We start from the raw sequence: 14,533 nt of genomic DNA, 5'->3' as shown, positions 1-14,533 counted from the left end.
AAGGAGTCTTCGCCATGGCGTCAAGCCGTATGTCGGTCCGAGAGTTGGTGGGGCCTGTCCTCATCTTCGTCGGGGCGCTGTTCGTGGTCGCCGCCATCGCGATGCCGCTGTATCTGGTGGGCCAGTTCCAGAAGACCCCGATGGACACCGACTACACGACCGTGTCGACCTCGCAACGCACCGACGGCGCCTCGGGCAGCCAGGCGCTGCCCGCGCAGATTCTCAACCGGTGCTCGCTCACGTCGTCGAAGCCGGAGGTGTCGCCGGCGAACCTGACCCGCCAGCAGCGCGTGGTGGTGGTCAAGCCCGCGAACAGTGACCGCGTCACGTTCCAGGCGGGCACCTCGGTGCGTATCAACCAGGTGCAGATCTCGGGTGAGACCGTCACGCCCAGTTCGGATTCGACCAGCGGCGGCGGCTGCCTCGGCGCACTGCTGAGCGCGACCAAGGACCGCGTCACCACCAACCGCACCACCGGCGCGCCGGCACTCGGCGGCGGGGGCAGCTCAGAGGTGCAGCTCGACTCGTCGGACAAGACGGTCGCCATCCCGGACCGCCGTGGCCTGCAGTACCGCTTCCCCTTCGACACCGACAAGGGCAAGAACTACATCTACTTCGACCTCGCGAGCCGCACCACCAGCCCGCTGAAGTACGTCGACTCCACCGAGATCAACGGTGTGAAGGTCGACCACTTCTCGCAGGAGGTGCCCGAGGCGAACCTCGCATCGCTCAAGGACGCGAACGGCGGCGTCCCGCAGGGCACGCAGCTCACCCAGAGCGCGGCCTGGTACGGCGGTTTCCCCGGTATCGACGGCAAGCAGGTGCTGCCCGCCGACCTCTACCGCAAGACCACGCGCGACCTCTACGTCGACCCGACCACCGGGACCATCGTCAACGACCGCGAGCGCGTCCAGGAGTACTTCAAGATCTCGGGCATCAGTGACGACGCGCCCGACGCCCTGAAGAACTTCTCGCTGACCAACCTCGATGCCACCTTCGCCTACGACCAGCAGACGCAGGAACAGCGCGCCGCCGACGCGAAGGACCTCGCCTCGCCGATCAAGCTGTGGGGCCGGTGGATGCCCATCGTGTTCGGCATCCTCGGTGTCCTGGCGCTCGCCGCCGGCGTCGTGTTGCTGCTGCGCGGGCCGCGCCGCACCCCCGCCACGGCGGGTGGCGACGACCCGTACTACCCGGTGGCCACCCAGGACACCGACGGAACCGTCAGCGCCCGCGACGACTCGGACAACTTCCGTGGCTCGGACGAACCGACCTCGACATACCCCGACCTCCGCAAGCGCGGTGGCGGGGCGGCCGGCGCGGGTACCACCGACGACGATGCGACACAGAACATCCCGCGCGTCACCGACGAGCAGGCGCACGGCTGGTCCGAGCCCGACGAGAACGGTCCCGGATCGGCGGAGACCCGCCGCGACGACGACCCCTGGCGCAGCCCCGACCGGTAGTCCCCGGCCGCGACTCCCTCTACGAGACGAGCGGCTTCAGCGCGCGTGCCGCCATCTCGATGGTTCCCGGGATGTGGCCGTTGGGGACGAGATTGATGATCACACCGTCGACACCGGGGTCGAGCACGCGGCGCTGGATCTGCTCGGCGACGTCGTCGGGGGTGCCGACGAACATGCGGTCGGTGGCCTGCGCCCAACCGTCGGCGTCGAGGTTGTCGACGTCCACCCCGGTCTTGGTCAGGTAGTCGCGCTGCATCTGTCGGGCCTTGTCGCCGTCGGCGTCGACCATCACGAAGGCGAGGAAGCTCGTCTCGATGCTCCCGCGGTCACGCCCGGCCTCCTCACAGCGGGCGGCGAGGGCATCGAGCTTGCGGGGCAGCTCGCTCGCGTTGCAGATGATGTTGAGGTGGTCGGCGTACCGTGCGGCCAGACCGAACGTCTTCTTCTCGCCGCCTCCGCCCAACATGATCGGCAGGGTGTCGCGCACCCGCGGCTCGTTGAGGGTCGAATGTGCCTGGTACCACTTGCCGTCCAGTTCGGGATGGCTACCGCGCAACATCGGTTCGATGATCTGCAGGGCCTCGTCGAGACGCTCGAAGCGGTCGGTGAACGTACCGAACTCGTACCCCATCTGCTGGTGCTCGAGCTCGAACCACCCGGCGCCGATGGCCAGGACCGCGCGGCCCGCACTCACGAGGTCGAGAGTGGTGACCGTCTTGGCGAGCATCGCGGGGTTGCGGTAGGTGTTTCCGGTGACCAGCGTGGACAGCTGGATCGACTCGGTCGCACCGGCGATCGCCGAGAGCAGCGTGTACGCCTCGAGCATCGGTTCCGACGGCTCACCCAGGCCGGGGAGTTGGTAGAAGTGGTCCATCACCAGGACGGCGTCGAAGCCACTGGCCTCGGCCTCGCGGGCCTGGGCGAGCACGGTCGGGACGATGTCGGCCGGCGTTCCGGGGTAGGTGAAGTTGGGGATCTGGTAGCCGAGGCGGATGCTCATGCCTCCACGCTATGCCTCCGCCGCGAGGTCAGCCGATGAGATGCGCCAACTGCTCCATCAGTTAACCGCGTGTTCCGTCGATCTCGGAGTGTCGGAGTGCGCGCGCGTTGCGCACCACGATCTCGTCGTCGTCGCCGGCCAGCAGATCCATCACCTCGGCGACGAAATCGGCCAGGGGCATCGCCCACTCGGCGTCGGCCTGCCCGTCGAAGATGTCGGTCTGCACCGCCGGTGGCACGAGTTCCCGGACGCGGACGCCGCTGTCGCGCAGCTGGATCCGCAGCGAGTCGGTGAACGCGTGGACGAACGACTTCGTCGCCGAATAGGTGGGGGTCACCGGCATCGGCGTGAACGCCAAACCGGACGAGACGGTCACCACCGTCGCATCGGACACCGTCGCCAGGTGTTCGGTGAACGCGCCGACGAGACGGATCGTCCCGAGGACGTTGGTCGTGACGATGCGTTCGGCGGTGTCGACGAAGTCGGACGAGGTGAGGTCCTCGGGGCCGGCGACACCGGCCATCGTGATGAGGACGTTGAGCGCCGGGAAGCGGGTGAGCACGTCGGCGGCGACGGTGTCGATCGACGCCGGGTCGGCGACGTCGAGCCGTGCGGTCTCGATGCCCGGATAGCGGGCGGCGATGTCGTCGAGGCGTTCCTGGCGGCGCCCGGCGATCACCACGGTGTTCCCGGCGTCGTGCAGGGCGACCGCCAGGGCCTCGCCGATCCCGGAGGTGGCGCCGGGGAGGAAGATGGTGTTGCCGCTGATCTGCATGGTGCTACTCGTTTCTCGTGTGCGGTGGCCGAGGTGGCCCGGTGACCCCAGTCGACACCGGACCGGTCCGGGCAGGAAGGCACCGCTCATCGGGGGATCGGGAGTCCCTGGATGAGTCGATGGGCGTCGGCCATCATGGTCGGGTGGACACCGATCGCGCCGGGCTGGCCGAGTTCCTCCTGCGTCGGCGCGAGGCGTTGACCCCCGAGGACGTGGGTCTGCCCCGCGGGCAACGGCGTCGCACGCCGGGCCTGCGGCGTGAGGAGGTCGCCATGATCGCCGGGATGTCGACCGATTACCTCTCGCGACTCGAGCAGAGGCGCGGCCCGCAACCGTCGGAGCAGATGCTCGCCGCCCTCGCCCGGGCCCTGCACCTCTCACTGGCCGAACGCGACCACCTGTTCGTTCTCGCGGGTCACCATGCGCCGCAACGGGTCACACGGAGCGACCACGTGCCACCGGGACTCCTTCGCATCGTCGACCGTCTCGGCGACACCCCTGCGATGGTGGTCAACGGCGCAGGCGAGACGCTCATGCAGACGCGGCCCGCCGTCGCCCTGCTCGGCGACGAGACCGCGTACACGGGGTTGCATCGCAGCGTGGTCTACCGCTGGTTCACCGACCCCCGGCAGCGGGCACGTGTCCCCGACGCCGACCACGATCACCACGCCCGCGCGCACACCGCGCGCCTACGACGCGCGGTCACCGTCGAGGGCCCTGATTCCCGCGCCGCCGAGGTGAGTCGGGCACTGACCGAGGTGTCACCGGAGTTCGTCGACCTGTGGTCGCGGCACGATGTCGATGTCGCGCTGGAGGTCTCGACGAAACGCCTCGTCCATGCCGAGCTGGGCACGATCGAGGTGAACTGCCAGACACTCACCGAACCCGACCAGGGGCTCGTGTTGCTGGTCTACACCGCCACGCCCGGTAGCGACAGTCATCAGAAGCTGGGAATGCTCGCCGCGGTCACCGTCTGACGGGCTGTTCGCGCGACACCACCGCGACCGTGAGCGCGGCGGCGGTGACCGCGCAGCCCGCCGCGATGACGGCGAGTCCGGCGACCGACGTCGCGCAGGTGAGGATGAGGACCACCTCGACCAGAAGCACCACCCACGGCACCGCGGCGACCCGGGTGCGATGCCGGGCGATGGCCGCGAGCAGCGCCACCTGCAGCACGGCCAACGCGCCACCGGTGACGGCGAACAGCCACAGCAGGCCGGCGACCGGCCGGTAGTCGTCGCCGATCACGATCGGCACCAGCGGTCCACCTGCCACCGACGCGAGCGTGGTCGCCACCGACAGGCCCACCAGCACCATGACCGCCGTCCTCAATGTCGCCGCCGAACGTTGGGCGTCGGCGAGGCGTGGGAAGATCACCAGCCCCACGGCCTGGGGTAGCCAGAACGCGACCTTGCTCGCCACCGTCCCGAGTGCGTAGACCCCGGAATCGCTCTCCCCCAACACCGCCCGCGCCAGCAGCAGGTCGACCGACGTCGCCGAGATCAACACCAGCTGTACCTGCGATGCGTGGAGCACACTGGCCGGCGACAGCCGCGACAGCGACATCGCATCGGCCGCCGGGGCGACGAGTCCGGCCTGCCACGCGACCAGCACGGTGGCGGCCACCGCGCCGAGCATCGTGGCGACCAACGCCGACGCCGCACCGCCACCGAAAGCCAGCGCCACGAACGGCGGTACGGTGCGGGCCACCCCGACCGTGCCGATCACCCAGGCGAGGCGACGGAACTCGGTGCGGCCCTGGATGATGCCCTGGCCGACGGCGATCAGCACCAACAGCGGCGCCACGGTGAACGCCGCGGCGGTCGCCACCAGGCCCGTGTGGGCGAACACGGTGAACGGCCACACCGCGACCGCGGCGAGCGCCGCCACCGCTGCAGCGGTGATCCCGCCGAGTCGGACCAGCGATGCGACCGACCGACCGGCGACCACCTCACGAGCGGTGACGGCCTGCAGCGCCAAGGCCGGGACACCGAGCACCAGGGTCGCCTGCAGCAGCACCGCGAACTCGCCGTATGCAGCGGTCGAGAGCCAGGCGCTGGCGGGCAGGTGCACGAAATAGGCGCAGACATTGGCGACCATGCTGCCCACGGCCACCAGCCCCACCGATCGCGCCATCGACCCTGTCGTCACCGCTCGAGTCTGTCAGCCGGCGTGCAGCGATGTGGATGGCCGTTCGGTGTGCGACCGAGGTCAGGTGACACCGGGGTCACTAGTGTCGTGACCCATGAACCGCGGCGGAGCTCGGGCGACGCTGTGGGTCACGAGCGCGGCCCTGTCGGCGGCCGTCGTCGGTCCCCAGTTCGCCGGGGGTGAGCTGCTCTACCGCGACGCGGTCTCGACACCGCGCAGCTTCGTCACCGACACCGCGCTCGGACTCGGCGACACACCCGCCCGGGCGGTTCCGCAGGACTGGTTGATCGCGGTCGCGAGTCGAGCGGTGGACGGCTCCGCGGTCGTCGTGGCACTCACGTTCGTCGCGCTGGTCCTCGCCGGTGTCGGGCTCGGTCGCCTCGCCGGCCGGGTGGTCCCGGCCGCACGGACACCCGGGATGATCGCCGCCGCGGTGATCGGGATCTGGAATCCGTTTGTCGCCGAACGTCTTCTGCAGGGGCAATGGAGTCTGCTGCTCGGCTACGGCGCGCTCGGCTGGGTGATCCTGGCGGCGCACGAATGTCGACTCCGGCCGAACGCGGGGGCGTGGACGAGTCTGGCCGCGTGGGTCGCCGTCGCCGGGTTCACCCCCACGGGATGGGTGCTAGCCGTCGTCGCCGCCCTCGCCGTGGCCGCACCGCGACCGCGCGCGTGCGGCGGTGTGGCGGTGATCGCGGTGGTGACGAGCCTGCCGTGGACGGTCGCCGCTGCGCTGTCGAACGCCCCGGTCACCTCCGACACCGCGGCCGTCGCCGCCTTCGCCGCGCGGGCCGAGACCGGACTCGGCACCCTCGGGACGCTCGCCGGTCTGGGCGGGATCTGGAACGCCGACGCGGTGCCGTCGAGTCGCACCGGCGTGTGGGCTCCCGTCGCGACGCTGTGTCTGCTGGCCGTCGTCGCGCTCGGTTGTGTCGCGCTGCGACGACGGTGGCGACGGGTGCGGTTGATCGGCGTCACCGCAACGGTGGCGGTGGCCGCGTGGGCACTCGTCGCGCTGGCGGCCACCGCGCCCGGTCAGGCGGTGCTGCGTGGGCTCGTCGACACCGTCCCCGGCGCCGGGCTGCTGCGCGACACCTCGAAGTTCGTGGCGCTGCTGGTGCCGTTCTATTCGATCGCGGCGGCCGGCGCGGTGCAGGTGATCGGCCGTGTGGTGCCCCGGGGGCTGGCCGCGGTGATCGTCGCGGTGCTCGCGATCGCGCCGCTGCCCGATCTGGCCTGGGGCGTGGGCGGTGAGGTGCGCACGGTGTCGTTGCCGAGGGATTTCGCCGCCGTGGCCGACCTGGTGCCCGCCGATGCGGGCGACGTCGCCGTGTTGCCGCCCGGGTCGAATCGGCGATTCGCGTTCACCGACGGCGTCGTGTCACTCGATCCCACGGCCCGTTTGCTGCGCGCGCCCGTGCTCGCCACCGGGGAACTCTTCGTCGACGGCCGGGCGGTCGACACCGCGTCGAGTTCTCGGGCCGCCCGCGCCGATGCGGTCCTCGCACGCGGAGGACCTCCGTCGGAGCTGGCGGGGCTCGGGGTCGGCTGGGTGCTGGTCGAATCCGGGCCGGCGGCGCCCGCGGGGCCGACGCTGCGGTCGTTGCCGGTGGTCTACCGCGGTGAGCTGCTCACGCTGTACCGCGTGGCCGACCCCGTCGTGGTGCGGGCGTCGACCACCGACCGGGTGGTGTCGTGGGTGGCCCATCTCATCTGGCTGGCCGTGATCGTCGGCGGGTTCGGCGCGGCACTGGCGCGCTCGTCCAGGTTCGGCCGACTGGCCCCGCGCCGGGGGCGTTCGCTGTTCTCATGGGGGGCATGGACAGCACCGACACCGCCGCCGACGTCGCCGCGATCTGCCGACTGAAGTACCGGTACCTGCGCACCCTCGACACCAAGCGCTGGGACGAATTCGAGGCCACGCTGACCGAGGATGTGACCGGCGCGTACGGGACGTCGCTCACCTTCGAATCCCGCGAGCGGCTCGTCGACTTCATGCGCACCTCGCTCGGCACGGCCGAGATCATCACCGAACACCACGTGGGGCACCCCGAGATCGACATCGATCCGGGCGGCGACACCGCGACCGCGCACTGGTATCTCCAGGACAGGGTGATCGCCCCGAGTGCGCAGTTCATGCTGTTCGGTGCCGCCGTCTACACCGACACCTACCGCCGCACCGACGACGGCTGGCGCATCAGCTCGACCGGTTACGAGCGGACCTACGAGGCGACGGTCTCGTTGGCCGACGTCCCGAGTTTCGGGCTCACCACCGGCCCGGCGATATGCCTGCCCGATGCCGCCGCCGACACCACGGCACCCACGGCGTCGGCGGTGGCCGACCACGTCCAGCCCGACACCCGCTGACGTCCCGCCTTGCCCAGTGCGCGGCGGCGGTCGGGGTCGGCGAGGAGTTCCGCTGTGGCGCCCGCCAGTTCGACGGATCGGTTCTCGTCGTCGAAGCCGTCGACCAGGAGACCCGTGACACCGTCGATCACCGAATCGGTGAGCCCGCGCGACGTGCGGTAGCCGATGGTCGGAACAGAGTGCTGGGCCGCCTCGATGACCGCGAGACCCCACCCCTCGGTGCGGGAGGGCATGAGGTGGATCTCGGCGCGCGCCAGGAGTTGATGTTTGGTCGCCTCGTCGACGTGCCCGTGGAAAGTGACGTGGTCGGCGATGTCCAGCTCGTCGGCTCTCTCGCGCAGACGATTTCCCCACCATCCGTCGCCGACGATGTCGAGGTGGACGGCGACGTCGCGTCCGCGCAGATTCGCCACCACCGCGAGCGCGTCCTCGATCTGCTTGTGCGGCACGAGTCGCGACAGCACCACGAGACGATGGTGGTCGGGATCGGCGGGTAGCGGTGCGGTGTGTGGCACCGGATCGGCGCCCGCGCGCACGATGGCCACCCGGCCGGGCTCGACGCCGAGGGCGTGCAGATCGGCCGCGGAGGGATCGGAGACGGTGAGGTACTGCCTGCGTCGATGGATCCGCGGCGAGATGCGCGACTCGATGAGCCAGCCGACAGCCCCGAGCAGCCGTCCCGCGACGGGCCACTGTGCGCGGTGGCAGTGGTGCACCAGCACCACGACCGGTGCGCGGGTGACGGCGGCCGCGAAGAAGGGAATGCCGTTCTGGGTGTCGATGACGGCGTCGGGCGCGAGGCCCGCGAGCGGCCCGAGGCCGAAGCGCCCCGCGATCATCGCGCCGAGCGCGCGCGGGTACACCGACAACCGGCCCCCGCCGCGCGAGATGGTGATGCCATCGCGGATCTCGGTGCGCGCGGCGCCCGGGTATCCGGCGGTGCGCAGCGTGACCCGCACACCGCGACGTGCGAACTCCGCCCCGACGCGTTCGAGGTACCGCTCGCTACCGCCACCCTGGGGGTGGTCGCTGTCGCGCCAACACAGCAGCAGCACCTCTGCGGGCAGGGACGCGGAGTGGCTGGACACGTCTGCGAGGGTATCGGTCGTTAGGGTTCTGACGTGTCCGCCCCGCTCCGGTCCCCGTTCGCCCGTCGCGCGACCCTGCGTCGCGCCGCCGGACTGCTGAACGACTTCCGGTACGAGCAGACCGAGCCCGACCGCTTCTACTCCGCGCTGGCCCGCGACTCGGTGGACCTCGTGGCCGACCACCACGGCGAGCTCGACGGCGCGGTGATCCTCGACGTCGGTGGCGGACCCGGCTATTTCGCCGACGGGTTCCGCGCCCTCGGCGCGCGCTACGTGAGCGCCGAGCCCGACCCGGCCGAACTGCACGCCGCCGCCCTGCCGCACCGCGCGACGGTGCGCGCCTCCGGGATGGACCTGCCGTTCGCCGACGGCGCGTTCGACGTCTGCTTCTCCTCGAACGTCGCCGAACACGTCCGTGATCCGTGGCGCATGGGCGCGGAGATGCTGCGTGTCACCCGACCCGGCGGAACCGTGATCCTCAGCTACACCCTCTGGTACGGCCCGTTCGGCGGCCACGAGATGGGGCTCACCCACTACCTCGGAGGCGCCCGCGCCGCGCGTCTCTACACCCGCCGCCACGGCCATCCGCCGAAGAACCTCTACGGCACCAGTCTCTTCCGCGTCACCGCCGCCGACGGACTCCGTTGGGCCGCAACCGTTCCCGCCGACACCGCCACCCTCGTCGCGGCGTTCCCCCGATACCTGCCCCGCTGGATGTGGTGGGTCATGCGCGTACCCGGTCTCCGCGAACTCCTCGGTAGCAACCTGGTTCTCGTCTTCCGGCGACACTGATCGACTAGCGCTCGGACACACCATCCTCGGGGAGGTCGAACATCCCGCTCCGTCCCAGTTCGGCTTCCAGCGCCCCGAGCACCGCGGAAAGTCCCGCATTCAGCGATGTCAGCTCACGATCGTCGAGGGCGGCTCTGACGAGACGTGACTCGTACTCCGTCCGTGCGGCCGTGGCCATCCGCCACAGGTCGCTGCCGACTGCGGTCGTCCGGATCGGCCGACGCCTGGAATCGATTGCACCGGAATCCATCTCCACCAGACCAGCGTCGGTCAGACGCCTGATACGGGTACTGACGGTTCCCGACGTCAGTTCGAGGGCCTCCGCCAGTTGCGTCGGAGTACACGAGTTCCCAAGGCGAACGATCACCGCCAGCGCGGCCCAGTCGGCCCTGCTGATGTCACGGCTCGCCGCAACCTGATCGAGCAGACGGTCGAACAGGCGAGACATCCGCCCGATGCGTTGCCGCATCTCCTCCACTGCTCGATCCGCGGACTGCATCTGAGCCATCCACGCGTCGATACCTGCCGACACCGAGTCCACTGGTCGCTCCCATCATCTTGACACTCAAGATATATTTACCTTGAAACTCAAGATAACCCCACGGGAGGTACTGATGTCAGCAGTGTGGTTCGTGACGGGCGCGAGCACCGGGTTCGGACGCGCGATATCCCTCGCAGCTCAGAAGCGGGGTTTCGTGGTGGTGGCGACCGCGCGTCACCGCGACGACGTGGCAGATTTTCCGCATCACGACACCCTCGACGTCACCGATGCCGATCAGGTCGAGCAGGCCGTGGCCAAAGCCGCGGACCGCCACGGGCGGATCGACGTGATGGTCAACAACGCAGGCCACGGACTCGTCGGCGCGACCGAGGAGGTGACCGACGCCGACCTGTACGCAATACTCGAGACAAACCTGCTGGGCGCCTGGCGCGTGACCCGAGCAGCGCTACCCCACATGCGACGGCAAGGCGGCGGGCACATCGTCCAGATGTCGTCGGTGGGTGGCGTCGTCGGCAATCCCGGGCACGCCGCATACGCCAGCACAAAGTTCGCACTCGAGGGCATGTCGGAGGCTCTCGCCGGCGAGGTCGCAGGCTTCGGGATCGGCGTGACAATCGTCGAACCAGGCCCGTTCCGCACCGAGTTCGCCGGAAAGTCACTGCGCACGACCACGCCACATCCCGCGTACGCGGGAACCGTCGGCGGAGATCTGCGAGACAGTTTTCGCGCCCAGGACGGCAAGCAGCCGAACGACCCTGCCGCGGCTGCCGAGGCCATCGTCGATGCGGTGACCGGCCCCAACCCGCCGCTGCGACTGCCCTTGGGGCCGGAGGCCTTGACACGCATCCGCGCGAAGCTCGTCGGGCAGCTCGGTGCCCTGGACGAATGGGCGGCCATCGCACCCGACCTACGGTTCGGCGGGTGATCGCTTCGATGGTGAATCGCCTCTGACAAGACATCTTTGAGGCGACAGTTGTCCACAGGCCACGCAATCGCACACCCCATTGTCGGACCGTGCCGCTATACTCGAACATGTATTCGGGGACGATTCGGGGGGATCATGAACACCACGCAAGACGCAGGAGTGGTTGCGCTGCAGTCATTCCTGTCGTCTCTCGGTGATCTCGACGCCGCTGATTCCGAGGCCGCGGCAATCGATCGGATCAGTCTTCTCGAGGCGATCAAGTCGGGATGCGCTGCAGCACAGGCAGTCGAGACCACGCGACTCGAAGAACTCCGTGTCGAGGCCGAGTCCGCCACGGGTGTTCCTGTAGCGAGGCAGGGCCGTGGGTTGGCGGCCGAGGTCGCATTGGCGCGTAAAGCGTCGGGGTCTGCCGGTGGTCGGTATCTCGGGTTCGCTCGTGCGTTGATGCGCGAGATGCCCCACACCCGCGCCGCGTTGGCATCAGGGGCACTGACGGAGTGGCGGGCGACGATCCTGGTGCGCGAGACCGCACACCTCACCCCACGTGACCGCGGCGAGATCGACCGACGTCTCTGCGCCGACCTCTCGACGTTGGAGGGAGTGGGTGACCGCGCGTTGGATGCCGAGGTCAAACGCCTCGCCTACGAACTCGACCCACAGGCCGTCGTCGACCGCCACGCACTGGCGAAGTCCGACCGTAGGGTCAGCACCCGTCCCGCACCCGACGGCATGGTGCGCCTGTCGGCGTTGCTGCCCCTGACCTCGGGGATCTCGGTGTACGCCTCGCTGAAGAAGCACGCTGACGCGACTGTCGGTGGCGATGACCGCACCCACGCCCAGGTCATGGCCGATGCGTTGGTCGAACGCGTGACCGGTGCCGCCACGGCGGAGGCGATGCCCATCGCGGTGAATCTTGTCCTCTCCGATGAGGTGCTGCTCGGGAACAGCACCGCCGCCGCGCACGTCACCGGCTACGGACCGATCCCCGCTGACACCGCGCGAGCGATGGTGAACACCGCGCTCGACGCCGACACCGCGTCCACGCTGCGGCGTATCTACGCTGCACCGTCCAGCGGAGCCTTGATGGCGATGGAGTCGACAGCACGTCTCTTCCCGACCGGCCTCAAGACGTTCTTCGACCTGCGTGACCAGACGTGCTGGATCCCCTATTGCGACGCTCCGATCGCCGAATACGACCACGCCGACCCCCACGCCAACGGCGGCGCCACCTCGGCAGGCAATGGCGGCGGCATGTGCCTGGCCCACAACCGCGCCAAACAGAACCCCGGATGGCGGGTCATCACCCGCGACGGCACCGACATCGCGAGACACACCGCGACCATCACCACACCCACCGGGCACAGCCATGCCTCGCGAGCACCCGCGCCACCGGGCCACCACGATCAACCTGTGAGCGTCATCGAACGGCACCTTCGAGCGTTGCTCGACGCCGCGGCCTGACCTCTCAGGTCAGCTCGCCGGCGCCTCGCAGCGCAGTAGACCGGTCGACGACGTCGAGGTGTTCAGCACCTTGCCGTCACGACTGATCGTGCACGTCAGTTGGCCCTGGAGAACCACCGCTGTCAGCGACGGCGTGACCCCGACATCGACGGCCACCGACCACGGCGGGGTGATCAGTCGCGGGGTGATCTTGAACGTCTGACCAGCCGAATAGGTCAATCCGAGAACCTGCCCGTTGCCGGTGATCTGGTACAAGATCTGCCCCGCGGTCGGGGTCGCCGACGTCGGCGGCTCCTCCGTGGGAATCGCACCGCCCGGCAGATCAGGGATCAGCGAATCGTCCGGCGCGGTGACCGATGTACTGCTCGACGCCGCCAGATCGTTGTCGCCGTCATCACCGCTGTTGCTCACCAGGAAGTACCCGGCCACCAAGGCCACCACCACGAGCAGCGCCACCACGGCCGCGATCAACCACAGCGTCCGGTTCGAATTGCCGCCGCCCGGCGGTGTCTCGCCGTACTGGGGCTGCGCATACGGATCCTGGCCGTACCCCGGCTGGGCGTACTGGGGCCCGCCGTACTGAGGCTGCTGCCCGTAGTGGGGTCGCGCGTAGGGATCGTGCGGGTACGGGCCCTGCGTATACGGAGCCTGGTCGGGGTCGAAGGCCTGGGTGGGCGGGTTCTGACCCACCGGATCGACCGGACGCCACTGATCGCCCGCTCCGGGATCCTGCTCGCCACCGGGTCGCTCGGTCATCTCGCGGCCTTTCTCATCTCACCGACGCGCTGCCGGATCGCCCTCACAGTCTGCCCGTTCCCAGCGTCGCGAACCACGCCCGCACCTCGGACACGAAGAGCTCGGGCTGTTCGAGTGCGGCGAAGTGGCCACCGCGATCGAGCTCGTGGAAGTACCCCAGCGTCGGGTACCGCTTCACCGCCCACCGGCGCGACGTGCGGGACAGTTCCTTCGGGAACAACGTGAGTCCCACGGGCACAGTGATGTCGGGCCACGTCGGATGGTGGGCGGCCTCCCAGTAGATCCGCGCCGACGACGCGCCCGCGGCGGGCAACCAATACATCATCACCTCGTCGAGCAGCTGATCGTAGGTCAGGATCGACGACAGGTCGCCGTCGTGATCGGTCCACTCCCAAAACTTCTCGACGATCCACGCCGCCTGCCCGACCGGGGAGTCGACGAGGGCGTACCCCAGCGTCTGCGGCCGCGTCGACTGCTGTTTCTGATACCCGGTGCGATACCGCCGGTGATCCGCGGCGTCGGCGAGGATCTGGGCTTCCTGCGCGGTCGGTTCGTCGTCCGGATCCGGCGGCGCGAGCGGCATGTTCAGGTGGATTCCGACGACGTGCTCGGCGGCGCGCTCGGCGAGGCTGCTGGTCACGATCGAACCCCAGTCACCGCCCTGCGCGGCATAGCGCTCGTACCCGAGACGGGCCATCAGCTGCGCCCAGGCGTCGGCGATCCGCTCGATCCCCCAGCCCGACGCCACCGGTTTGTCGCTGAAACCGAACCCGGGCAGTGCGGGGATCACCACGTGAAACGCAGGCTCGTCGGCCGGCGGCTCGGTCAGCGGCGCGATGACGTCGAGGAACTCACACACCGAGCCGGGCCACCCGTGGGTCAGCAGCAGGGGTGTCGCGTCGGGCCGCGACGATCGCACGTGGATCACGTGGATCCGCAGGCTGTCGCGCCCGCCACCGTCGAGCTCGACGCGGAACTGTGGCAGGTTGTTGAGCCGGCGCTCGAGTCGGCGCCAGTCGTAGCCATCGGCCCAGTGCGCGACGAGCGCGCGCAGGAACCCCTCACGCACCCCCTGGGAGATGTCGTCGACGGTCTCCGGCTCGGCCCATCGGGTGCGCGCGATCCGGTCGGCGAGATCGTCGAGCTGTTCCTGGGCGATCTCGATGCGAAACGGGGTGATCGACTCAGATGGACGGCGGTCGTCAGAAGTCACCGCTCCAGTGTGCCCCCATCGACTGGCTTCTCGACTG

Annotated in this window: 13 protein-coding genes and 1 pseudogene; 7 read left to right on the top strand and 7 right to left on the bottom strand. The window is 69.5% G+C overall.

Features of this window, described 5'->3' with window-relative positions:
• Nucleotides 1-14: 14 nt before the first annotated feature.
• Nucleotides 15-1,466 (top strand): DUF3068 domain-containing protein, encoded by a 1,452-nt coding sequence (locus ACLBW1_RS03765; RefSeq protein WP_447810167.1) that lies wholly within the window; start codon nucleotides 15-17, stop codon nucleotides 1,464-1,466.
• A 19-nt stretch (nucleotides 1,467-1,485) separates the two neighbouring features.
• Here the strand turns inward: ACLBW1_RS03765 and ACLBW1_RS03760 are convergent, their stop codons facing one another.
• Together ACLBW1_RS03760 and ACLBW1_RS03755 are read right to left on the bottom strand one after the other, a co-directional pair.
• On the bottom strand, nucleotides 1,486-2,466 hold the full coding sequence (locus ACLBW1_RS03760; protein WP_447810166.1) for an LLM class F420-dependent oxidoreductase: 981 nt from the start codon (nucleotides 2,464-2,466) through the stop codon (nucleotides 1,486-1,488).
• A gap of 61 nt (nucleotides 2,467-2,527) precedes the next feature.
• On the bottom strand, nucleotides 2,528-3,241 hold the full coding sequence (locus ACLBW1_RS03755) for an SDR family oxidoreductase (RefSeq protein WP_447810165.1): 714 nt from the start codon (nucleotides 3,239-3,241) through the stop codon (nucleotides 2,528-2,530).
• Nucleotides 3,242-3,384: 143 nt separating this feature from the next.
• On the opposite strand from ACLBW1_RS03755, the gene ACLBW1_RS03750 reads away from it, so the two are divergent.
• Nucleotides 3,385-4,218: a helix-turn-helix transcriptional regulator gene (locus ACLBW1_RS03750; RefSeq protein ID WP_447810164.1), complete on the top strand. Its 834-nt coding sequence runs from the start codon at nucleotides 3,385-3,387 to the stop codon at nucleotides 4,216-4,218.
• Here the strand turns inward: ACLBW1_RS03750 and ACLBW1_RS03745 are convergent.
• Nucleotides 4,208-5,392 carry a polysaccharide biosynthesis protein gene (locus tag ACLBW1_RS03745; RefSeq protein ID WP_447810163.1) on the bottom strand — a complete coding sequence of 395 codons (1,185 nt, stop codon included), beginning with the start codon at nucleotides 5,390-5,392 and terminating at the stop codon, nucleotides 4,208-4,210. The genes ACLBW1_RS03750 and ACLBW1_RS03745 overlap by 11 nt on opposite strands.
• A gap of 94 nt (nucleotides 5,393-5,486) precedes the next feature.
• On the opposite strand from ACLBW1_RS03745, the gene ACLBW1_RS03740 reads away from it, so the two are divergent.
• Nucleotides 5,487-7,259: a hypothetical protein gene (locus tag ACLBW1_RS03740; RefSeq protein WP_447810162.1), complete on the top strand. Its 1,773-nt coding sequence runs from the start codon at nucleotides 5,487-5,489 to the stop codon at nucleotides 7,257-7,259.
• Nucleotides 7,211-7,678: pseudogene (locus tag ACLBW1_RS03735) on the top strand (nuclear transport factor 2 family protein); the annotation flags it as partial. The gene ACLBW1_RS03740 and the pseudogene ACLBW1_RS03735, both read left to right, overlap by 49 nt.
• Here ACLBW1_RS03735 and ACLBW1_RS03730 read toward each other — a convergent pair.
• Nucleotides 7,615-8,847 (bottom strand): glycosyltransferase family 4 protein, encoded by a 1,233-nt coding sequence (locus ACLBW1_RS03730; protein ID WP_447810161.1) that lies wholly within the window; start codon nucleotides 8,845-8,847, stop codon nucleotides 7,615-7,617. The pseudogene ACLBW1_RS03735 and the gene ACLBW1_RS03730 overlap by 64 nt on opposite strands.
• A gap of 33 nt (nucleotides 8,848-8,880) precedes the next feature.
• Between ACLBW1_RS03730 and ACLBW1_RS03725 the strand changes: the two genes are divergently transcribed.
• Nucleotides 8,881-9,639 (top strand): class I SAM-dependent methyltransferase, encoded by a 759-nt coding sequence (locus ACLBW1_RS03725; RefSeq protein ID WP_447810160.1) that lies wholly within the window; start codon nucleotides 8,881-8,883, stop codon nucleotides 9,637-9,639.
• A 4-nt stretch (nucleotides 9,640-9,643) separates the two neighbouring features.
• On the opposite strand, the gene ACLBW1_RS03720 is transcribed toward ACLBW1_RS03725, so the two are convergent.
• Nucleotides 9,644-10,147, bottom strand: a complete 504-nt coding sequence (locus ACLBW1_RS03720) for a MarR family winged helix-turn-helix transcriptional regulator (protein ID WP_447810159.1) — start codon at nucleotides 10,145-10,147, stop codon at nucleotides 9,644-9,646.
• Nucleotides 10,148-10,253: 106 nt separating this feature from the next.
• Here ACLBW1_RS03720 and ACLBW1_RS03715 point away from each other — a divergent pair, with 106 nt between their 5' ends.
• Together ACLBW1_RS03715 and ACLBW1_RS03710 are read left to right on the top strand one after the other, a co-directional pair.
• A complete protein-coding gene (locus ACLBW1_RS03715; protein ID WP_447810157.1) occupies nucleotides 10,254-11,066 on the top strand; it encodes an SDR family NAD(P)-dependent oxidoreductase in 813 nt (270 codons plus the stop codon).
• A 135-nt stretch (nucleotides 11,067-11,201) separates the two neighbouring features.
• Nucleotides 11,202-12,527, top strand: a complete 1,326-nt coding sequence (locus tag ACLBW1_RS03710) for a DUF222 domain-containing protein (RefSeq protein WP_447810156.1) — start codon at nucleotides 11,202-11,204, stop codon at nucleotides 12,525-12,527.
• Nucleotides 12,528-12,536: 9 nt separating this feature from the next.
• On the opposite strand, the gene ACLBW1_RS03705 is transcribed toward ACLBW1_RS03710, so the two are convergent.
• Together ACLBW1_RS03705 and ACLBW1_RS03700 are read right to left on the bottom strand one after the other, a co-directional pair.
• Nucleotides 12,537-13,283 (bottom strand): hypothetical protein, encoded by a 747-nt coding sequence (locus ACLBW1_RS03705; RefSeq protein ID WP_447810155.1) that lies wholly within the window; start codon nucleotides 13,281-13,283, stop codon nucleotides 12,537-12,539.
• A 43-nt stretch (nucleotides 13,284-13,326) separates the two neighbouring features.
• On the bottom strand, nucleotides 13,327-14,463 hold the full coding sequence (locus tag ACLBW1_RS03700) for an epoxide hydrolase family protein (RefSeq protein WP_447811130.1): 1,137 nt from the start codon (nucleotides 14,461-14,463) through the stop codon (nucleotides 13,327-13,329).
• Between the last annotated feature and the right edge of the window lie 70 nt (nucleotides 14,464-14,533).

The organism is Williamsia sp. M5A3_1d (assembly GCF_053345315.1).
Note: the sequence above shows the minus strand (reverse complement) of the source record. Positions and strands in the feature narration are given on the sequence as shown.

Coding starts and splice junctions, on each gene's coding strand:
- ACLBW1_RS03705 (WP_447810155.1), bottom strand. CDS start 13,283: ATGACCGAGCGACCCGGTGGCGAGCAGGATCCCGGAGCGGGCGATCAG.
- ACLBW1_RS03765 (WP_447810167.1), top strand. CDS start 15: ATGGCGTCAAGCCGTATGTCGGTCCGAGAGTTGGTGGGGCCTGTCCTC.
- ACLBW1_RS03715 (WP_447810157.1), top strand. CDS start 10,254: ATGTCAGCAGTGTGGTTCGTGACGGGCGCGAGCACCGGGTTCGGACGC.
- ACLBW1_RS03755 (WP_447810165.1), bottom strand. CDS start 3,241: ATGCAGATCAGCGGCAACACCATCTTCCTCCCCGGCGCCACCTCCGGG.
- ACLBW1_RS03720 (WP_447810159.1), bottom strand. CDS start 10,147: ATGGCTCAGATGCAGTCCGCGGATCGAGCAGTGGAGGAGATGCGGCAA.
- ACLBW1_RS03710 (WP_447810156.1), top strand. CDS start 11,202: ATGAACACCACGCAAGACGCAGGAGTGGTTGCGCTGCAGTCATTCCTG.
- ACLBW1_RS03760 (WP_447810166.1), bottom strand. CDS start 2,466: ATGAGCATCCGCCTCGGCTACCAGATCCCCAACTTCACCTACCCCGGA.
- ACLBW1_RS03740 (WP_447810162.1), top strand. CDS start 5,487: ATGAACCGCGGCGGAGCTCGGGCGACGCTGTGGGTCACGAGCGCGGCC.